The following is a 20218-nucleotide window of genomic DNA, read 5'->3' on the forward strand; positions in this document are numbered from 1 at the left end:
CGTTCGTCGATTATTTTGTTAGGAAGAAAAATCTTTCAGATTTTAAATGTAAAAGTGATGAAAATGAATGCTGTTAAAGAAGTGTTAATCGCTGTACATTACCCTCCTGAGAGAAAAGCAAAATCCGCACACTTTTCAGCCTGCGGATTCTGTTATTGTAAGAATTTATGAAATAATTTATAGGAAATTATTCTCCCTCGTTCTGCTCATTTTGTTTCTTAACATTACGAATTTGACGAAGTTTATCTGTCCATGTTTTGAGCTCCTCTTTGTGGCGTTCGATGTTCTTATTTACCTCTTTCACCAACGGGTTTTCACCCTTCCCTTTCGAGTTTGAAAAGAACAGGATGTTATTCTCTAGCTGCCTGATTTCGGCTTTCAACTCATCAATTTTTCGCGTGATGAAAATCTGCTCGTTCTCCAGCCCGCGCGGGTTTTCTCCACCTGACAGCTGCTCAAGCCTGTTGCTGAACTTCGCCATGTCGGCATCTTTTTTACTAAGGCTCAGCTTATCAAAAAGCGCGTCAAGCACCTTGTTGAACTTGCCCTCAATATGTCGTCTTGCCTGAGGCACTCGCCCAAAGTTTTTCCAGTTTTCAATATGCTTTTTGATAGCGTCGAGGTCAGCCCTGTGTTCGCCTGTAAGCTCAAAGTCTTTCAGGCTTTCCAGATATTCTTTTTTCTTTTCAAAAGCCTCAAGTTCCTCGTTGCTGGCCTCATTTCGCTTGGCATGAAGCCTGTCAAAATAATGGTTGCATGCGGCCTTAAAGTCCTTCCAAACACTGTCAGAAAACTTACGCGGCACATGGCCTATGGTTTTCCATTCCTCCTGAATTTGCTTCATCACAGGCGTTGTAGCCTCAAAGTCATCACTGTCCTGCAGAGACTTAGCTTTTTCGACAAGCGCCAGTTTGCGGTTAAGGTTTTCCTGCTGGTCTTTTTTAATGTCCTTGTAGAATGAGTTCTTTTGCGAATTAAAATTACGTACAGCCTCCTTAAACGCCGCCCATGTTTCTTCATTTACATCAGCCGGTACTTTACCCGCTTTAAAGAATTGCTCGCGAAGCGCCTCTACCTTATTTATCTGGCCCTGCCAGCCGCTGTGGGCTTCCACTTTTTCAGCAGCAACAGCATTGATCTGGGCTATAATTTCTTTCTTTTTGCAAGGTTCTCTTCCTCACGGCCACGGGCTTCAGCCTGTTGTGCTTCGCGCCTGTCATGCAGCTGTTTTGTAAGCTCACTGAAGCGCTCCCAGATGCTTTCGCGGTGTTCGCGCGATACCGGCCCAATCTCTTCTTTCCACATCTTGTGAAGGCCCTGCAGCTCACGGAATGCTTTATTTATATCCGGCTCATTTACAAGCTCTTCCACGCGCGCTATTATGCCCTGCTTCTTTTCCAGGTTGTGTTTAAAATCCATATCACGAGCCTCGCGGTCAAGGTGAAGATGGTCGTAAAAACGCTCGATATGGAAATGGAAATTGTTCCACACGTGGTTGTACTTATCACGCGGAATAGGTCCTGCGTTTTTCCAGCGTTCGCGTAAGTCATTTACATGCTTCAGCGCATCGTTAATACTTTCGCCCGAATCAATTATATTCTTTAATTCATCAATGATCGCAACCCTTTTTTCAAGGTTGCCCTGCAGGTCATTCTGTAGTTTTTTGAAGTGGCTGTTCTTCCTGTCACGGAATTTATTGTAGGCCGCATCAAACTTAGCTTTCAGCGGAAAATGGTATTCAAAGCCTGATGTATCACCATTGTTTTCATGGCTGTATTCATCTTTCTTTTCCTCTATGAGGTGGTTATATTTAGAATAAAATTCTTTACGTATTTCTTCAATATGGTTTTTTACCTGAGTAATATTATCATTTGCTGCAAGCGTTTCAAGTTCAGCTGCAAGCTGTTCCATGCTAAGTTCCTCATAATTTTGCATGGGAATGTCATGATGTTCTTCTTCTTCTTCACCGGCCTCGGCATTACTGCTCTCAATGGCTTCCACTGCATTTTGCGCTGTATCATCGCTTCTTGACGGAGCTTCTTCAGCCTCTGCAATCATTGCGCTTTCAATTGAATCTACAGCTACCGGAGCAGCAGCCTCTTGGTGCGCTTCTGCAGAAGGTTCCTCTACAACATCATCTTCTCTATATTGGAAAATCTGTCCTTCGGTTTCTCTTACGGCAGATATATCTTCCTGTTCATCAGTGCTTTCAGGTACTTCAGGGTTAAGCCCCGGTACTAAAGGCTGCGATGCATTAATACCTTCATTTTCACTTCCGTCTGCATTATGCAGGTTATCATTCTTTTCTTCTAACATTGTTTAAATGCTTAAGTTTATACTGTTTAATGCCGAAAGATAGTAAAGCCTGCCAACAATTCAAAGAAAAACATGAACGATGGCATATTTTAAAATGTTTGGCAAATAATTACTGTTATTTTTTATTCCAGATTTTCCAGGCTTTTTCGGCTTGGTACACCAGCATTTCATAACCGTTTTTAGTGGAGGCGCCATATTGTGCGGCACGCTTCATAAATTCGGTTTCAGACGGGTTGTATGTAAGGTCAAACGCGATATGGTTTCTTGTAAAAAGGCTGTAATCTATTGGCGGATATTCAACTACGTTTGGATACGTGCCGATAGGGGTAGAGTTGATTATAATCTGGTATTCATCAAAAACTTCCTTATTCAGGCATTCGTATGAGAAAATCACATCTGTAGCCGTACGTGATACAAAATCATATTCGATCCTTAGTTTACGAAGTGCATAGGCTACTGCTTTTGCTGCACCGCCGGTTCCTAAAATCAATGCCTTTTTATGATGAATATCAAGCATTGGTTTTAATGCTTTACGAAAACCATACTGGTCTGTATTATAGCCCTTAAGCCCTTTTTTGGAGATTACAATAGTATTGACTGCCCCAATTGCATTTGCCGTTTTTGATAAGGAGTCCAGCAACGGAATAACTTCTTCTTTATACGGAATAGTTACATTAAGTCCGCGCAGGCCTTCAGTGTTTTCAATAATTTCAGGCAATTCGCGAATGTCATCAATGTCAAAATTGTGGTACCGGCAGTTGGCAAGTCCCTCTTCAGCAAATTTTTTAGCAAAATATCCTTCAGAAAAAGAATAGCCTATATTCCTGCCCACCAGGCCGTAAACTTTCTTTTTCATTTTAATTGTGTCGTATTAAGATAGGTAAGGAGTATAGTGTTCTTACCGGATAGTTTTTGATAAAGCCCGGTATCCATTTGGCTTTAATTGATTGTATAATTCTTTCTGCAATAATTACAATTTCACTTTTGTTACCATAGTGACCAATTTTTACGCCTGAAATTGTGCCATTACGTTCTATCACAAAACTTGTGTATAATCTGTGAGGTGTGTTTTTGTTTAACTTATATTGTTTGTGAAGTTTTGAGATAAATTCTTCACGAAAATTATCAATCCCACTTGTAACTATTGGTAAACGGTCAACGTCATTTGGATTGTATATCGTTATGCTGTCAGGGATTATGTTTTTATTAGGCTCGTCAATTGTCAGTACGCACTGTGCATTGGACGAAATGGCAGCCAGTGAAAAGAGAATCAAAAATTTCATAATTAAAAGCGTTTCACAATAATAACAATTATTACAACTTAAAACGTTACTTTATTGTTATGATTGGTGTCAATTTCAATGAAATAACTATAAGGTCAACAAATGTTAGGTCTTAATATTTATCGTGACGGGCACGCTTATATAATCTTTCATTCCCTGTCTTCGTGTTCTCAACTTTTCAATTAAATCAGGATAGGCTTTCGGCATTGAGAGCACAATTTTTTCTATATGTTTTTTGAGACCATAGCCAGGATCATTTTTAATGCTGACATTGCTAATTACTTTATTTTCTATTTCAAAAGAAACGACAATTCTGTAAGTACCTGCTGGCATATCTTCTGGTGCAACAAAGCGGTGATCAAATACGTATGATTGAAACATAGAAATTGTTTCAGTTGATATCTTGTTTTCAGGATTTTGATTTACCTTTTGCTGCCCAAAAACAACGGAAGATATCAAAAAACTTCCGAGATATAATAAGATTTTCATATAGATAAAAAGCCTGATGGCTAAACATCAGGCTCAAATGAGTTATTTCTTTTTCCTTTGTTTATCTATAGCTTCCTGCACAATCCGCAAATCCCATATTACAGGAAATTGCTCTTCAAGAATCGTGTGGTTCTTAAAGTTGTGCCTTAAGCCATTGCTCAGGTGGAAAATTCCTTTGTCATGCTCATTTTGCATGAAATAAAGCCCGGCAAGGCGGTACTCAATTTCATATTCTTCAGGGAAATATTCACTCGCCTGAAGCAACGTATTGATTGCAGTATCAAACTCACCCAGAAATTGTAGCGTATCAGTCCAGAACAGCCATGTATCTAGCTGGTAATCGCCAAACTCTACAGCTTTGCGGTAGCCTTCTTCAGCCTCTTCGTGGAAGCCAAGCGCTTTGTTGATTACGGCGTAGCGCTTCCAGTACAGCTTATTCTCGTTGTCTATACCCAAAGCTTTATTTACGTAATACAAAGCCTTCTGGTGATTTTTGCGGCGGATGTAGAAATCTGTAATCGCAATCCACGCCTTGTCCAGCAATGGGTCTTCATGTACTGTCTTTAAGTAAAACTTCAGCGCCTTCTCATGTTCACCCAGCTTTTCATGGCATTTGCCCACGCGCAGCAAAGCGTATGATGTTGGGTCGTCAAGTTCCATAGTCATGTTATAGCATGCAATGGCTTCTTCATAACGTTTTAGCCTTTCCAAACACTTCGCTTTTTCAAGGAATGCTCCAAGAAAATGCTCATCAATAAGTGTAGCATAATCAAATGCACGCAAGGCGCCTTCATAATCTTTTATGGCGTAATACTGGCGGCCCAGCTGGTGCCATGCTACTTCGCTATACGGATTCCTGTCTATAAAGCTGTTTAGAAAGTCTATGGCCTCAAGGTTCTGGTCAAGAAAATCAAAACAGTACACTACATTATACAGTGCTGAATGGTCTTCGGTATCTTCCTCAAGGCACTTTATGAAATTCTCCTTAGCAAGCTCAAGATTATCCATAAAAAGATATTCCATTCCGATGAGTGAATATACATCGGCATAATCATCAGTATATTTCAGGGCAATCTTCAGCAGGTCAACTGCTTTTTGGTGCTCATCTCTTTTACTGTAAATATTTGCTTTCTGAATGTATATCTCCTCGTTGGTAGGCTCCAGGGCATAAAGCTCGTTAAGAAGCCTCTCTGCCAGGTCAAGTTTATCGTCAAATACTAATAATTCTACCTGAACTAATTTTAAGCCTGTTGACCTGGGATGTTGTTCCAGGCCGAGTTTTAAGGCCTTTTTCGCAAGGTTGATTTTTCCGGTGTCGAGGTAATGAAGTATGATGTCTTCAAACTCTTCAGAATCGAAGAAAAGAACTTTGTTGGTCTTCAGCATCGATTCAAACTTTGATAAGGATAAACTGTTTTCTTCTTCTTCGTGACTCAAATTCATACTCCTTATGTTTAAAATTATCCTTCTTAAAGTTACTAAATGTTAATGCTAAAAAGAATTAATTTATAATTGTTTTAAACAAAATAATTAACAACTATATTATTTGTTTTCTCTATAGCTCTCTAAGAACTTCATTCATAACTTCAATAATGATGCCACAGCCCTCGCGTATTTCTTCTTCAGAAATTGTAAGTGGCGGGGTAATTCTTATAGCGCATCCTTCAAACAAAAGCCAGAACAATATCAGCCCGCGTTCGTGGCATCGCAGTATCACTTTATCAGTAATATCAGGCCTTTCCGTCATAGCGGCAAGCATCAGTCCTTTACCGCGTACTTCTTTTATAAGCGGATGTACAAGCAGTTCCCTGAACAGCTTTTCCTTCTCCAGAGCCTGCGCCATTATGTCAGTCTCTGTTATTTCCCGCAGCGTTGCCAAACACGCCGCAGCAATTACCGGATGTCCGCCAAAGGTGGTTATATGTCCCAGCTTAGGGTCGTGGCTCAGCAAATCCATCATTTCTGCCGATGCTGTAAAAGCACCAACCGGCATACCGCCACCCATGCCTTTACCCATTATAACTACGTCAGGTACAACATTATAGTTTTCAAAACCAAATAGTTTTCCTGTGCGCCCGAAGCCCGGCTGAATCTCGTCAAGTATCATTACCGCGCCCACTTCATCACAGCGCTGGCGAACTTTCTTCAGGAAGTCGTTTTCAGGCTGAATGAAGCCTGCACCACCCTGTATGGTTTCCAAGATAATGCCTGCAGTTTTTGTCGTTATTTTTTTAAGGTCCTCTTCGTTGTTAAATGTTATAAAATCTACATCCGGCACCAGCGGCCGGAATATTTGCTTACGCTCTTCATGGCCCATCACGCTCATAGAGCCCATGGTATTACCGTGGTAGGCATGCTTGCATGAAATAAGCTGGCTGCGGCCTGTAACACGGCGGGCTAATTTTAATGCACCTTCTGTAGCTTCCGTGCCGGAGTTGGTCAGGTAGGTTTTGTTAAGCTTTGGTGGCATATGTTCAGCCAAAAGCCTGCACAATTCCGTAGCCGGGTGCTGTGCGTATTCGCCATACACCATTACATGCGAATAGGTGTTAAGCTGGTGTATAATCGCCTGGTTTACCCGTGGGTGCTTATGCCCAAGGCTGGTTGCGGAAACACCCGCTACAAAATCAAGATGTGGTTTTCCGTTGGTGTCGTATATATAAGAACCTTCAGCGCGGGATACTTCCATTGCCAGAGGGTGCGGCGATGTCTGCGCCTGGTATTTATAAAAATCGTTGATCATTTTAATTGAATCAGTTGTGACTGAAAAATTGCAACTGCGATTGGAAACTACTCTGCAGGTGGAGGTGGTGTTACAGCAGTTTTTGGTTTCGGGTTCTTTTTATCGTAATCCAGAGTTTGCTGCAGCGGATCCATAGGCTTGTCGACTTTTTTCGCGTCTTTTTGCTGGCATTCATCATTTTATCATGCAATTCCTGCTCTTCAGGTGGGAAAATGTCATCCTTGCTTTTTATCATTTCATCACCACGCCAGGTAAAGCCGCGTAGCTTCCGTACGTTTTGAGGCAATTCCTTGTCAGGGTAAATCTGGCTCTCTATTTTTTTGATAAGTGTAGCAGTAGTTATCTTGTTATCTTCAATTTCCAGATGAATTTTACTGCCAACGCCTTTATCTATTCCGAAAAGCTCAGTCTTATCATACATGTAGATAATTTTTTCAGCATTGCCTACCATATCTACTTCATACAGCTTGTTATCCCGGAATTTGCCATATAGGTTTTTGCCTTTAATCTGGTTATACCCTGTGCCGATTGTATCGGGCTGTATGATGAATGCATTACCCATAACCTTAAGCGAATCAATCTTCTCTGTTTTGGTATTGGCTATAATATGGATGATGTCGCCCGTCATCTGGTTTTGGCCCTGCCATACTACGGGTTTTTTTATAAGCTGCGTAAGCCCGCGCTTCTCGTCGCTATGGATGGAATCACATTTGCCATTCATATCACTTTTATAGAACCTTGCATTGTTATACCCCCGCATTATCCTGCTTCCGGGTTTGCCTGTTACCACAAGACGTTTAGCATGTGTATACAAAGTGTCCTGCTCCACTAATGTTGCTGCCAGCGCGCGCTTGGTTATCATTAGCGAGTCTTTATTGCGGTAAACTTCTGCATAGTGTCCCGTAACCTTGAACTTGTTGACGGTATCTGTAACCCGCACATTTCGGGTTGCAGACGAAAATTGCTTTACCCTGTCATAATATAAACTATCACCCCGGATTATTTGGGTATCATATTTTATATACGAATTCGTGAGTAAATGCGCCTTGTTCTTTTTGGTGTCATAAAAGCCTTTCTCAGTGTAGATGTAATCCGTTTTACTGGTGATTGTTGATGGCCCAAAAACATACGCGTGCCCTGAATTGGTGTAATAATCAAGGTGATTCGATTTCAGTACATACTTAGGGTTTGTAAGCGTTACCGCGGTTGTGAACTGGTATTTTTTCTGGTTGAGAAAAGACCTACCCGACTTACTCCTAAGCGTGTTTTCGCCATTTACAATCGTCCCGTAACTATTATAATATGCCTGCTGTATATTCCTGTCGAAGTTGATAGTGTCTGTAGTCAGCGTCATGTCTGTCGAACGCATCATAACATTACCGGTGGCATAAGCAAACTTCTTGTTACCGTTGTATTCTGCATAGCGGCTGTTCATATACAGCGTATCGCCCTGATTCATCTGCACATTACCAAACAGCTTGGCGTAGTTCTCGTCCTTAAAGTGATAGGCTTTGTTGCACTTTATGCGAACGCCGTCATGTAGTATCGTAACATTTCCGGTAAACACAATAGCTCCCGGAATCTCGGTCTGGTTCATGTCAATAAAATCCGAATGCTCTATGAGTATAGGCTTTTTCTGCTGGGCAAAGGCGCTCAGCGTCATGAAACTCAGTATAATGAAAAATAGTTTTTTCAATGCTCAAAAATTAAGTGGCAAATTTACGGCAATTTGCATTACAATAACCGCGCCGTTACTATTTAATAACGTACGCAAATTATTAATAGTATCTTGCTTCTACAAGCTCAGTCTGACTGTCTTAGCAAGTTATAGCATAAAAAAAAACAGTCACACTGAGCTTGTCAAAGTGGACTGTTTTTTGAAAGTGAACTTAAAATCTATTTCAGTATAGTCTGTGTCCTGTCAGGACCCAACCGAAATTACTTTAATAGGTACTTCAAGCTCTTTTTCTATAAACTCAATGTACTCTTTAAGTTCTTTTGGAAGTTCATCATATGTGGTCATACTGGTTAAATCTGCCGCCCAGCCCTTTTTCTCTACAAAAACCGGAGTTACATTTTCAGGCTCTATGTTATAAGGCAGGTGATCAAGTTTTTCACCTTTATATTCATACGCCGTACAAACTTTTAACGTATCAAAACCAGAGAGTACATCGCCCTTCATCATGTACAGTTGTGTAACACCATTTACCTGTACCGCATATTTAAGCGCTACAAGGTCAAGCCAGCCGCAGCGCCTTGCACGGCCTGTAACCGACCCGAATTCGTTGCCTACCCTGGCCATAGTCTCTCCGTCTTTATCAAAAAGCTCGGTAGGGAAGGGGCCACTGCCAACACGGGTAGTATATGCCTTAAATATCCCGAACACATCTTTCACCCTGTTTGGTGCTATACCAAGGCCGGTACATGCCCCGGCTGCAGTGGTATTTGATGATGTTACAAATGGGTATGTGCCAAAATCAATATCCAAAAGCGAACCCTGTGCGCCTTCCGCAAGGATTGATTTACCTTCTTTCATGGCTTTATTTAGGTACTCTTCGCTATCGATGAATTTAAGGGTTTTTAATACTTCTACTGCCGCAAAGAATTCTGCCTCAAGCTCCTCAAGATCATACTCAAGTTCAACCCCGTAAAAATCTATCATTGCCTGGTGCTTGTCTGCCAGCGTACGATAACGCTCTTTAAAGTCATCAAGCTCAATATCACCCACACGGATACCATTCCTGCCGGTTTTGTCCATATATGTAGGGCCAATGCCTTTTAAGGTAGAGCCTATTTTAGCTTTGCCTTTTGATGTTTCAGAAGCGGCATCAAGCAGGCGGTGGGTTGGGAGGATAAGATGTGCTTTTCGCGAAATAAAAAGTCGCGATTGTATATCAATATCGAATTTTTCAAGGCCTTCCAGCTCTTTCTGGAAGACAACAGGGTCTATTACCACTCCGTTGCCTATAATGTTTACCGAATTTTTGTGGAAAATACCTGAAGGGATGGTGCGCAATACATGCTTTATGCCATCAAACTCAAGTGTGTGGCCTGCGTTTGGCCCGCCCTGAAAACGGGCAATAATGTCGTACTTCGAAGTGAGGACGTCAACAATTTTTCCTTTGCCTTCGTCACCCCACTGCAAGCCTAATAAAAGATCTACGGTCATTCGTTGTTTGTGTTGTTGTGTGTAGTTATGTAAAAATCAGTGTGTTTCATGTTGTGGCATGTCGGTGGCAGGGGTTTCAGCAACTGCTGCTTTCCTGTGACCGTACAAATAGAGTGAATGGTTATGTATTTCAATACCGAAAATTTCCTCTATGGTCTTTTTGATGGATTGAATGCGCGGGTCGCAGAACTCGATAACCTCACCGGTGTCAGTCATGATAATATGGTCATGCTGCTTATCAAAGTATGATTTTTCGTAATGGCTTTGGTTTTGCCCAAACTGGTGCCTGCGCACAAGGCCGCACTCCAACAGTAATTCAATGGTGTTGTAAAGCGTGGCACGGCTTACGCGGTAATTTTTGTTCTTCATTTTGATATACAGCGACTCAATGTCAAAATGTTCCTGGCTGTTATATATCTCCTGAAGTATGGCGTAGCGTTCCGGAGTCTTGCGGTGGCCTTTATCTTCAAGGAATTTTGTAAAGACATTCTTTACAATATCCTGATTTTTATTATTTTCCATGACGGGTGGGTATCAATACCCGCAAAGATAATTCAAAATTTCTGAAGTGGAAATGTTTAGCTCTTGTTAATCCGCGTCACTTTTTCAACCCCGTCAATCTGCTTAATCTTTTCAATCAGCTTCTTCAGGATGGAATTATTTTGAACAATAACGGTAAGCTGCCCGTTAAATATCCCGGCATCACCACTAAGCGATATACTTTGTATGTTCACATTCATGTTATTTGAAATAACCTTAGTTAGTTCATTGGTAAGGCCTAATGAGTCCATACCTGTAATTTTCAGCGTGGCCTTAAATTCTTCCTGAGATGAATCTATCCATTTGGCTTTAATGATACGATAGGCATAGTTGCTCTGCAGCCTTATAGCATTAGGGCAGTCTTTTTTATGGACTTTTATACCCTCATTGATAGTAATAAACCCAAAAACATCATCGCCCGGAATAGGGTTACAGCAGTTTGCAAGTTTGTAGTCAAGTTTTTCCTGCTCTTTACCGAAAACCAATAGGTCATAATTATGGCTTATTTCTTCACGCTGGACCTGTTCTGCCGGCAGGTTTGGCGTACGCTTTATCCTGTTCTTGAAGAAGTTCATAAACGTATTGCTCTTCAGTGCGGCGTAGTCTTTAAGCTGTTGGTTTTCAATAGATCCTGTGCCCACACGATAGAACAAGTCAAGGCTTGTTTTGAGTTTAAAGTAGTTAACCAGTTCGTTTACAGTAGCTTCATTCAATGTAATCTTAAGGTGGCGAAGCTTACGGGTAAGCAGTTCTTTACCTTCCTCCGCAATGCGTTTGGTGCTCTCGTTTAATACGTTTTTAATTTTATTTTTGGCGCGTGATGTGGTAACATAATCAAGCCAGTGGCTGTTCGGTTTTTGATTGGGAGAGGTTATTACCTCTACCTGGTCACCGCTGTTAAGTACATGGTTGAGCGGAACTAGCTTGCCATTTACCCTTGTTCCCCGGGTGCGCATGCCAATCTCGGAGTGTATACTGAAAGCAAAATCCAGTGACGTGGCGCCTTTTGGCAGCGACTTTATCTCACCTTTAGGGGTAAAAACATATATCTCCTTTGCATAAAGGTTTAGCTTGAAGTCTTCTACAAAATCTACAGCATTACCCGATGTGTTTTCCAAAGCTTCCTTCAGTAAGTTAAGCCAGGTTTCAAGGCCATGTTCTTCATTGTTGGCGCCTTGCTTGTATTTGTAATGAGCCGCATAACCCTTTTCGGCAATTTCATCCATACGTTCGCTGCGTACCTGGATTTCTACCCAACGGCCTTTCGGGCCCATTACAGTAATGTGCAGAGCCTCATAACCCGTTGACTTTGGTGATGATATCCAATCGCGCAGCCTGCTTGGACTGGGGCGGTAGTGGTCGGTTACAATAGAGTATATTTTCCAGGCAAGGAATTTTTCTTCCGAAGGTTTCGCCTTATAAATAATGCGAAGCGCGAACTTGTCATATACTTCCTCAAACGTTACATTCTGTGCAAGCATCTTACGTCTAATGGAATAAATGCTCTTCGGACGTCCTTTTATTGTATATTCAATGCCTTCTGCATCAAGCGACTCTTTGAGCACATCGGAAATTGACTTTATATAAGCATCCTGCTCTTCCTTTGTCTCTTTTATCTTGCTTACGATATTTTCATAAACAGCCGGTTCAGTGTATTTCAGTCCAAGGTCTTCCAGCTCATTTTTAATGTTGTATAATCCCAGCCTATGGGCTAGCGGAGCGTAGATATATAGAGTTTCAGACGCTATTTTAGCCTGCTTGTAATCGGCCATTGAGCCCATGGTTTGCATGTTGTGCAGCCTGTCAGCGATTTTTATGAGGATAACACGCACATCATCATTCAGGGTAAGCAGCATCTTGCGGAAATTTTCCGCCTGCATTGATATTTCCTGGTCGGTCTTTACCTGCGCGATTTTAGTAAGCCCCTCAACAATCTTTGCAATCTTAGGGTTGAACATCCTCTCGATATCCTCAACAGTGATGTCGGTGTCTTCAACCACATCATGCATCAGTGCCGATGCAATAGACGTTGCACCCAGCCCGATTTCACTTGCCACGATCTTTGCAACAGCAATGGGGTGGAAGATGTAGGCTTCTCCACTTTTACGGCGTTGGTCCTTATGGGCATCAACAGCAACATCAAAAGCTTTGCGTATCAGCTTTTTATCATCTTCGCTAAGCGTTTGGTAGCTTATGCGCAGTAGTTCTTTATATTCTTTGGCAATTGCCTTGTTTTCCTGCTCAATATCGATTTCGGTCATATCCTGTAACAATAGCCCTAAATTTAGTGAAATTGTTTTGCATTTGCAATAGAATGTGTAGAATACAAAAAGGCAGGGAAATAACCCTGCCTCGCCTCAATTTAAATCAAAAAATTAACGCAATCCGCCTGCAGCGTTGATGCGCTCACCGGTTATCCAGCCTGCATCATCACTTGCTAAAAATGCTACAGCACCTGCAATATCTTCAGGCTGGCCTACACGCCCTAGCGGGGTATTAGCCACAATGCTTTTTTCAAGTTCACTGCCGCGAATGCCGGCCGTATCGCCACCCTCGGTTGCTGTCAACCCAGGTGACACCGTGTTTACGCGTATGTTTTTAGGCGCAAGTTCTGCCGCCAGTTGCCTTGTTAGTGTATCAAGCGCACCTTTGGTTGATGAGTATACCGCAGTACCCGCACTGGGGCTTTCTGATATTACAGAACTTATGTTTACCACGCTGCCGCCCTGGGCAGGAAAGTACTTCAACGCTTCTTTTGTGGTGAGGATAGGGCCCAGCACGTTAATGCCAAATTGCCTGTTGTACTCATCGATTGTTACGTCCTCAAGCGCCTGGAAGCCATACACGCCGGCATTATTAACTAATATGTCGATTTTACCAAAAGCTGCGGCGGTTTCATTGAAAATACGTGCCACATCTTCAACATTTGCCACACTTCCCTGTACTGCAATTGCCCTGCCGCCGTCAGCTTCAATCTGGCTTACTGTTTTGTCTGCACCGGCTTTATCGGAAGCATAATTTACGGCTACTGCTGCGCCTTCTGCTGCTAATTTCTTTGCGATGGCAACACCTATACCTTTTGATGCGCCTGTTACTAATGCTATTTTTCCTTTAAGTTTCATTGTATTAATATATTTAAATTATTCGATATTTTTAATTGTAACCAGTTCCGGATGATTTACGGAGCAAAGATAATAATTAATTTAATATATCGAAATATTTCTATATATTATTTTAAAGCGGAAAGGTAAGTGATGTAATTATCTAATATTTCGCGGTCCAACCTGTACTTGATATTGCGCCCTTCTTTTTCAGGAATAATTAAGCCGGCATCAACTAATTGCTTGAGATGGTGTGATATAGAGGGCTGTGACAGCTGGATAATATTGGTGACACATGCACACTTCAACTCTCCGGCCTGCTTCATTTCATTGAGTATGCGCAGCCTGTGTGGGTCTCCCAATGCTTTTGCTATACGTTCTGCTTCTTTGTGTGTCATGATAAATTGAAAAATGCAAATGTATCAATTTATTGCCTAAAAAAACTAAAACCCTCTTTGCCTTTTGGCTTCAAATATAAGTATTGCCGCGGCTACAGATACATTCATAGAATCTATTTCGCCGCTCATGGGTATGATGATGTTTTTGTTTGATGCCTCGCGCCAGGCGGCACTTAAGCCGGTAGCTTCAGTACCTACAACCAAAGCTGTTGGCATAGTGAAATTTTGTGTATGGTAAGATGTGGAATCCTGTAGTGTGGCACAATAAATATTAATATGGCTCTCTTTAAGAAAAGCAATTACTTCATCTGTAGTACCGGTTGCAATATTGTTGGTAAATAAGCATCCTACACTTGAACGTACAATGTTAGGATTATAAAGGTCACCTTTTGGGTCGGCTATAATTACGGCATCAACGCCTGCTGCATCTGCAGTACGGAGTAAGGCTCCAATATTTCCCGGTTTTTCAGGAGATTCTGCAACCAAAATAAGTGGATTGTCAGTAAGTTGTAAATCACCCAGTTCAAGTCTTTTACTTTTTGCTACTGCAATAATGCCTTCTGTTGTATCACGGTAGGCTAGTTTCTGATATACATCCCGAGATATCTCAATCAGTTCGGTATGTCTCCCTGCTAGGTTTTTTACATCTGCTTCAGTAATCATTTCAGGAACAAACAAAACTGATACAATTTCATAACCGCCCTTTCGCGCCAGCTGAATCTCACGCTGGCCTTCAATAAGGAAAGTACTGCTTTGCCTGCGCGCTTTCGCTTTTTCCTGTAGTTGGAGTAACGATTTTATATATGAGTTTTGCGGACTGGTAATTTGTTTCATGTTCGGGTTGCGCGTTGCAGGTTGCTCGTTGTGTGTGCAAAAATAATGAATATGTTCTTTTACTGTGAGTATGTTACGGCAACTCCCAACCTGCTAAATCATCCCCCTCGATTTTATCTCAAGGTATTTGTTTATCGTATCAATCGTAAGGTTTTCGGGCTGGGTAAGTATAGGGTGTATACCATATTTGCTGAGTTCACTCACAATCAGCCTCTTTTCATAAGCAAACTTTTCAGCTACGGCTTTGTCATAAATTTCCTGTACGGTTGCAGCTTTTTGCTTAATAAATGTATTCAGTTCTGTGTTGTCAAAGAATATCACTACCAGCAGATGGCTTTTGGCAATGCCTTTCAGGTAGGGCAGCTGCCTGTGCAGCCCGTCAAGTGTCTCAAAATTGGTGTAAAGCAAAATAAGGCTGCGCTGGGTAATGTTTCGTTTAATGTCAGCATACAATCGCCCGTAATCACTTTCAAAATAGTCAGTGCTGACGTTGTAAAGCGATTCCATAATTTTCTGCATTTGTGCCTGCCTGCGTTCTGCTGCCACGCGGTTTGTAATCTGCTTCGAGAAAGCAAATAATCCCGCTTTATCACCTTTCTTCAGTACGATATCACTCAGCACCAGCGATGCATTTATGGCATAGTCGAGAAGGCTCAGCCCGCCAAATGGCATCTTCATCATACGCCCTTTGTCAATAGCCATATAAATATTCTGTGATCGCTCATCCTGAAACTGGTTTACCATAAGCTTGTTGCGCCTGGCGGTGGCATTCCAGTTTATGGTACGGAGGTCATCTCCCCGTGTATAATCTTTTATCTGCTCAAATTCCATGGTATGGCCAAGCCTTCTTATTTTCTTAAGCCCGTGCTTGAAAAGCCTGTTGGAAAAAGCTATAAGTCCGTATTTCTTTAGCTGTAGATAAGAAGGATAGGTTGGCACCATTCGGCCTTCATCAAAAACAAATCTCCGCGAAACAAGCCGTAGCGGAGAGGTCGCATAAACATTAAGCTTCCCGAAATGATATCCACCGCGCTCTACAGGCCGTAGTGTATATTCTGTTGCGATAGTTTTGCCGGCATCAAGTGTTCTGTCAATAGTAAAGTCGCGCAACTGGAACTGGAACGGAACTTCATCAATAATCCTGATTCTTATATTAAAAGAATAGTTATTATTTACAGTGACAATCATTGCATTTTCATCACCATTACTGAATTTTTCGGGTGTGGTACGGTTTGCGTTAATATTACCGGTCGCAAAAACAAGCAGTATATCTATTAATGCAAAGGCCATATAAATGTAGAGCAAAAACCACATGGCGTTGTACATTGCAGGGAATATAAAGGCAAGCACAAAGCCGCCTACAATACCTGCAAGTATGTAGAAAAAGAAATTGGTAAGGTATATCTTATGAAACCATTTCATTAGCGCGGAACTTCAACACCATCAATTATCTGCCTGATAATTTCAGGGCTTGTAAGGCCTTCCATTTCACGCTCGGGCGCTACAACAACCCTGTGCTGTAAAACAGGCACGGCAGCCTCTCGAACATCATCAGGTGTTACAAAGTCGCGACCGTTTAGTGCCGCAAAGCCTTTGCTGGCGTTTAATATCGCAATAGATGCCCTTGGCGAAGCACCAAGATACAGGAAGGCATTATCGCGAGTACCTGTTACAATTTTTGCGATATATTCCAGCAATTGCGGTTCAGCAACAACCTGTTTCACGAGTGACTGGTATTGCAATATAGCCTCGCGCGTAAGCACAGGTTTAACATTGCCCAGCTTATCCCTGTCCTGCAAGGCATTCTCACGCTGAAGTATTACAATCTCTTCGTTGAGTGTAGGGTAGTCAATGTTTATCTTGAAAAGGAAACGGTCAAGTTGGGCCTCCGGCAGGCGGTAGGTGCCCTCCTGCTCAATAGGGTTTTGCGTTGCTATCACGATAAAAGGCGCGTCCATGCTGCGTGTCTCGCCGTCAATGGTTATCTGTCGTTCTTCCATCACTTCAAACAAGGCGGCCTGTGTTTTAGCCGGTGCACGGTTAATCTCATCAATTAATATGAAGTTTGAGAAGATAGGCCCATGCTTAAACTCAAATTCCGACTTTGAAAGGTCAAATACCGATGTTCCCAAAATATCACCAGGCATCAGGTCAGGGGTAAATTGTATCCTGCCAAACCCAAGCGACAAGGTTTTGGCCAGCAGTTTTGCTGTGATGGTTTTTGCTACGCCCGGTACGCCTTCAATCAGTACGTGTCCGCCGCATAACAGCGCCACCAGCAGCCTGTCAGCCATTTTTTCCTGCCCAACGATTACTGACCGTATTTCGGTACGCACATCTGCCAGGCTTTGCTGCAGCGCACTAAGGTCTATCCGTGAACTGAAGTTTACACTTTCATTTTCAACAGGAATATTCTCATTGTTATTCTCAAATTCTGTCATAACATTATATTTTCAATTGCTTTACTTATGTCTATCACATCTGCTTCGGTACTTTGTGTACGTACACGATGTTTTTTTATAGCCGATACCAGTTTAACGGCATCTTCTCTTGGTTTATCTGTTTTTTGCGCAAGCTTATCAATGAATGCCTCATCAAGCACAGTGGTATCTATTTTCAGTTCGTTACGCACCCGTTCAAAAAAGTACACAAGCATCCTGTCAATAGTATTATGGTGGTCACCTGAATTATAGTACAGATTGCCTATAGTCTTTGTAAAATCTATAGTTGTGTTGCGTAATGGTGATATAACAGGCACAATACGCTGCCGGCGTTTTGCATTGAAGAACATGAACACCAGTAACCCAAGCAGTGCTATCCAAAAAGCAGATTTAAGTGCGGGCTGGCCCATAATGTATCGTAAAGACGAGCCTGATATTCTTTTTTCATGTCCTGAAGAAAACAAATAGATATCTCCTTCAGGTATATAAGAAAGTACACTCGCCGCATAGGCATTGTAATTGTCTTTCAAAAGATAATAATTACTAAAAGCCGCCGGTTGGGTATGCAGGAGGAAACGGCCATTGCCGTAAGTGACAGCTATAAAGTTTGGCTGTAGTTCCTGTTTTTGGCCTATGCGCTGGTAGCCAAGAATACTGCCGGTACTATCCGCATTTTTAAAGTAGCTGATGCCGCTGCCTTCATTTAAAATAAATTCTTCTGAAGTATTGGTTTTCACCACAACAGAATCTTTGATATTAAACGCCTGAGGCATTTCTACCCCAAGTGAATCGAGCAGAACATCAGGGAAATATTTAGCACTAATGAAGATGGTATTGCCGTGTTGGGCAAAATACAGTAATTCCTGCGCTGATTCACCATCCAGCATAGCACCCTCATTTATATGTATAAAAGTGCCTTTAGCCCTGTATTCGCTTTTTTTGTAGTCATATTTTGGCTCGAGGTACTCATATGGTGTTACGTTCAGCTCATGGATACTGTCGCCTTCAAAAAGGCTTGCCATTTCCTGCCTGAAGACATACAGCCCTAGAGGATTTTTATGTTCAGTCCCGTAGGTAGGCCGCCAATCTACAGGCTTTGGCTGCTGCGAATCAGCATAAAACATCAGCCCTACTATACAGACTATAAGCGCACCGCATATTACTAATGTCCTGTTCATCGCTTCAGCCTGTTTATTGTTTCTGTAAATGCCTTTGCAGCTTTGGCGTAATCAGCTTCATTTACCGCGAATTCACCATACCAGCTATAGTCATAAATGTATGACAGGTATCGGAACTTCGAACGCAGTGCTTCATCTTTAATTTCATATAGATAATCACTGTTCGTTTTATCACTATGCCACTTTATGATGTTATTGTATGCCAGAATTTTGAGAAGCCATAGGTAATAATACCTGATGCCCATCCTGTAATCACCGGCCTGCTGGGTATTGCTGATAAGTGACTGGAAATCGGCTGTTTCAATGTTTTCAATACCAATATCTTTGGCGGCAATGTTTTTACGCGCTTTGCCAAATATCCAGTAACCTTCTTTTTTCAACAAAGCCCGGGCTATAATGTAAACTACAACCAGAATAATAATTCCGGCAGCAATAGCCTTTACTATTTGCCCAATTGAAAAGCCTTTACCATCACCACTCCCTTCAAAAGAAAACAAATCTGACAACCACCTGAGAAATTGCTGAAGTTTTGAAAGCTGTTTGTTGTTTTCTTTTCGCTTGTAATCAAATTCAGGAGCTTTATACTTTTCCTTGTACGCGGGTGAAAAATTTCGCGAAACTGGTGTTATTGATGCAGTATCTGTATGTTGCTGCACGATTGTTTCAGCAAGCGTATCCCGGACTGCAGCCCTTGCGGGTAAGGCAAGGATAAGTAAAATAAAAAGGCTAAATAGTTTATTCATGCAGCCCCATTATTTTTTTGTTGACCTGGAAAGGATATATCAGGAAATACCAGGATATGGCAGAAAGCGTGCCCAGAATTATCACAAGGTTGAGTACAATTGGCATATCAGGTGAATACCTTGTAACAAAGCCTTCTAATAGTCCTGCCGCAACAGTAAAAGGCATAGTGGCAAGCACTATTTTAAGCCCGTCTTTAAAGCCTCTTTTTAATGATTCTGTACGTGAATATGTTTTTGGGAAAAGTATTGATGCGCCGAGTATTAGGCCCGCACCGGCTTCTATTACCATTGCAAAAATTTCCATAGCCCCATGTATCCATATGCCACGCACACTGGCCCAGAATACTTTTTGCTCATAAAAGAAATATTGAAATGCGCCCAGCATTATTGAATTTTGAAATAGTGACCACACCGTACCTATACCCCCTGTAAACCCAAGTACAAAAGACATTAGCCCAACTTTAAGGTTGTTAAGCGTGATGCCGATAGCTGACCCCCAGTTTGAACCGCTTTTATAAACTGCGACAGGATTGCCTTTGCGAATGTTTTCAAGGGTCATGTTTACATATTCATCTCCCAGTATAAGCCTTACAAAATCAGCGTCATTTGCCGCTGATAATGTGCCTGTTGCCACAAATATTATGAAGAAAATGAATGCATACAGTATATACTTTCTGTAGCTATAAACGATAAGCGGTACCTCTGTTATAAAAAAATGCTTTAGCCTGTTGGTGTCTTCTCTTTTGGTACGGTAAATCTGTTGATAGGTGAGTGATGCAATGTGATTAAGGTAGGTAACTGTTTTGCTGCGCGGATAATAGGTTTGCGCAAAAGCGAGGTCATTTACCAGGTGAATATACAGCGAAGCAAGCTCATCAGGATTTTTTTGTATTTTGCCAAAGATTGCCTGCTCAAATTCGAGCCATTTTTCTTTATTTTGTTTGATGAAGGCAACTTCTCTCATATAGGCTAAAATATAAAAT

Annotated in this window: 18 protein-coding genes and 1 pseudogene; all 19 read right to left on the bottom strand. The window is 41.7% G+C overall.

Annotated features, from left to right (window positions below):
- Positions 1–187: 187 nt before the first annotated feature.
- Entirely contained in the window at positions 188–1114 is a 927-nt protein-coding gene (locus LRS05_RS17240; RefSeq protein WP_308224844.1) for a DUF349 domain-containing protein, read from the bottom strand.
- Between the two features lie 29 nt (positions 1115–1143).
- Positions 1144–2316: a DUF349 domain-containing protein gene (locus LRS05_RS17245; protein WP_308224846.1), complete on the bottom strand. Its 1173-nt coding sequence runs from the start codon at positions 2314–2316 to the stop codon at positions 1144–1146.
- A gap of 115 nt (positions 2317–2431) precedes the next feature.
- A complete protein-coding gene (locus LRS05_RS06515) occupies positions 2432–3172 on the bottom strand; it encodes a shikimate dehydrogenase (protein WP_257867566.1) in 741 nt (246 codons plus the stop codon).
- Between the two features lies 1 nt (position 3173).
- The gene (locus LRS05_RS06520) at positions 3174–3599 is read right to left on the bottom strand and encodes a hypothetical protein (protein WP_257867567.1); all 426 of its coding nucleotides are present in this window, start codon (positions 3597–3599) and stop codon (positions 3174–3176) included.
- A gap of 105 nt (positions 3600–3704) precedes the next feature.
- Positions 3705–4088, bottom strand: coding sequence for a hypothetical protein (locus LRS05_RS06525; RefSeq protein WP_257867568.1), 384 nt, complete (start codon positions 4086–4088; stop codon positions 3705–3707).
- Between the two features lie 42 nt (positions 4089–4130).
- Positions 4131–5531 carry a lipopolysaccharide assembly protein LapB gene (locus LRS05_RS06530; protein ID WP_257867569.1) on the bottom strand — a complete coding sequence of 467 codons (1401 nt, stop codon included), beginning with the start codon at positions 5529–5531 and terminating at the stop codon, positions 4131–4133.
- A 112-nt stretch (positions 5532–5643) separates the two neighbouring features.
- Positions 5644–6831, bottom strand: a complete 1188-nt coding sequence (locus LRS05_RS06535; protein ID WP_257867570.1) for an aspartate aminotransferase family protein — start codon at positions 6829–6831, stop codon at positions 5644–5646.
- Positions 6832–6901: 70 nt separating this feature from the next.
- Complete coding sequence (locus tag LRS05_RS06540) at positions 6902–8527, bottom strand: OstA-like protein (protein ID WP_257867571.1); 1626 nt, start codon at positions 8525–8527, stop codon at positions 6902–6904.
- A gap of 200 nt (positions 8528–8727) precedes the next feature.
- Positions 8728–10000: pseudogene (locus LRS05_RS06545) on the bottom strand (adenylosuccinate synthase).
- Between the two features lie 36 nt (positions 10001–10036).
- The gene (locus LRS05_RS06550) at positions 10037–10522 is read right to left on the bottom strand and encodes a Fur family transcriptional regulator (protein WP_257867572.1); all 486 of its coding nucleotides are present in this window, start codon (positions 10520–10522) and stop codon (positions 10037–10039) included.
- 56 nt (positions 10523–10578) lie between these two features.
- Positions 10579–12801: a bifunctional (p)ppGpp synthetase/guanosine-3',5'-bis(diphosphate) 3'-pyrophosphohydrolase gene (locus LRS05_RS06555; protein WP_257867573.1), complete on the bottom strand. Its 2223-nt coding sequence runs from the start codon at positions 12799–12801 to the stop codon at positions 10579–10581.
- Positions 12802–12915: 114 nt separating this feature from the next.
- A complete protein-coding gene (locus LRS05_RS06560; protein WP_257867574.1) occupies positions 12916–13662 on the bottom strand; it encodes an SDR family NAD(P)-dependent oxidoreductase in 747 nt (248 codons plus the stop codon).
- 107 nt (positions 13663–13769) lie between these two features.
- The gene (locus LRS05_RS06565; RefSeq protein ID WP_257867575.1) at positions 13770–14039 is read right to left on the bottom strand and encodes a helix-turn-helix transcriptional regulator; all 270 of its coding nucleotides are present in this window, start codon (positions 14037–14039) and stop codon (positions 13770–13772) included.
- A gap of 45 nt (positions 14040–14084) precedes the next feature.
- On the bottom strand, positions 14085–14873 hold the full coding sequence (locus LRS05_RS06570; protein WP_257867576.1) for an RNA methyltransferase: 789 nt from the start codon (positions 14871–14873) through the stop codon (positions 14085–14087).
- A gap of 93 nt (positions 14874–14966) precedes the next feature.
- Entirely contained in the window at positions 14967–16295 is a 1329-nt protein-coding gene (locus tag LRS05_RS06575; RefSeq protein ID WP_257867577.1) for a DUF58 domain-containing protein, read from the bottom strand.
- Entirely contained in the window at positions 16295–17314 is a 1020-nt protein-coding gene (locus LRS05_RS06580; RefSeq protein WP_257867578.1) for a MoxR family ATPase, read from the bottom strand. The genes LRS05_RS06575 and LRS05_RS06580 overlap by 1 nt, the downstream gene beginning before the upstream one ends.
- Positions 17311–18492 carry a DUF4350 domain-containing protein gene (locus tag LRS05_RS06585; protein ID WP_257867579.1) on the bottom strand — a complete coding sequence of 394 codons (1182 nt, stop codon included), beginning with the start codon at positions 18490–18492 and terminating at the stop codon, positions 17311–17313. The genes LRS05_RS06580 and LRS05_RS06585 overlap by 4 nt, the downstream gene beginning before the upstream one ends.
- Positions 18489–19235: a DUF4129 domain-containing protein gene (locus LRS05_RS06590; protein ID WP_257867580.1), complete on the bottom strand. Its 747-nt coding sequence runs from the start codon at positions 19233–19235 to the stop codon at positions 18489–18491. Before LRS05_RS06590 ends, LRS05_RS06585 begins: the two co-directional genes overlap by 4 nt.
- A complete protein-coding gene (locus LRS05_RS06595; protein ID WP_257867581.1) occupies positions 19228–20199 on the bottom strand; it encodes a stage II sporulation protein M in 972 nt (323 codons plus the stop codon). Before LRS05_RS06595 ends, LRS05_RS06590 begins: the two co-directional genes overlap by 8 nt.
- Between the last annotated feature and the right edge of the window lie 19 nt (positions 20200–20218).

Origin of the sequence: Flavobacterium sp. J372 (assembly GCF_024699965.1) — a bacterium.
Classification (GTDB): domain Bacteria; phylum Bacteroidota; class Bacteroidia; order Flavobacteriales; family Flavobacteriaceae; genus Flavobacterium.

Excerpts from the sequence above, each read along its gene's own strand:
- LRS05_RS17245 (WP_308224846.1), bottom strand. The coding sequence starts at position 2,316 with ATGTTAGAAGAAAAGAATGATAACCTGCATAATGCAGACGGAAGTGAA.
- LRS05_RS06515 (WP_257867566.1), bottom strand. The coding sequence starts at position 3,172 with ATGAAAAAGAAAGTTTACGGCCTGGTGGGCAGGAATATAGGCTATTCT.
- LRS05_RS06520 (WP_257867567.1), bottom strand. The coding sequence starts at position 3,599 with ATGAAATTTTTGATTCTCTTTTCACTGGCTGCCATTTCGTCCAATGCA.
- LRS05_RS06525 (WP_257867568.1), bottom strand. The coding sequence starts at position 4,088 with ATGAAAATCTTATTATATCTCGGAAGTTTTTTGATATCTTCCGTTGTT.
- LRS05_RS06530 (WP_257867569.1), bottom strand. The coding sequence starts at position 5,531 with ATGAATTTGAGTCACGAAGAAGAAGAAAACAGTTTATCCTTATCAAAG.
- LRS05_RS06535 (WP_257867570.1), bottom strand. The coding sequence starts at position 6,831 with ATGATCAACGATTTTTATAAATACCAGGCGCAGACATCGCCGCACCCT.
- LRS05_RS06550 (WP_257867572.1), bottom strand. The coding sequence starts at position 10,522 with ATGGAAAATAATAAAAATCAGGATATTGTAAAGAATGTCTTTACAAAA.
- LRS05_RS06555 (WP_257867573.1), bottom strand. The coding sequence starts at position 12,801 with ATGACCGAAATCGATATTGAGCAGGAAAACAAGGCAATTGCCAAAGAA.
- LRS05_RS06560 (WP_257867574.1), bottom strand. The coding sequence starts at position 13,662 with ATGAAACTTAAAGGAAAAATAGCATTAGTAACAGGCGCATCAAAAGGT.
- LRS05_RS06565 (WP_257867575.1), bottom strand. The coding sequence starts at position 14,039 with ATGACACACAAAGAAGCAGAACGTATAGCAAAAGCATTGGGAGACCCA.
- LRS05_RS06570 (WP_257867576.1), bottom strand. The coding sequence starts at position 14,873 with ATGAAACAAATTACCAGTCCGCAAAACTCATATATAAAATCGTTACTC.
- LRS05_RS06575 (WP_257867577.1), bottom strand. The coding sequence starts at position 16,295 with ATGAAATGGTTTCATAAGATATACCTTACCAATTTCTTTTTCTACATA.
- LRS05_RS06580 (WP_257867578.1), bottom strand. The coding sequence starts at position 17,314 with ATGACAGAATTTGAGAATAACAATGAGAATATTCCTGTTGAAAATGAA.
- LRS05_RS06585 (WP_257867579.1), bottom strand. The coding sequence starts at position 18,492 with ATGAACAGGACATTAGTAATATGCGGTGCGCTTATAGTCTGTATAGTA.
- LRS05_RS06590 (WP_257867580.1), bottom strand. The coding sequence starts at position 19,235 with ATGAATAAACTATTTAGCCTTTTTATTTTACTTATCCTTGCCTTACCC.
- LRS05_RS06595 (WP_257867581.1), bottom strand. The coding sequence starts at position 20,199 with ATGAGAGAAGTTGCCTTCATCAAACAAAATAAAGAAAAATGGCTCGAA.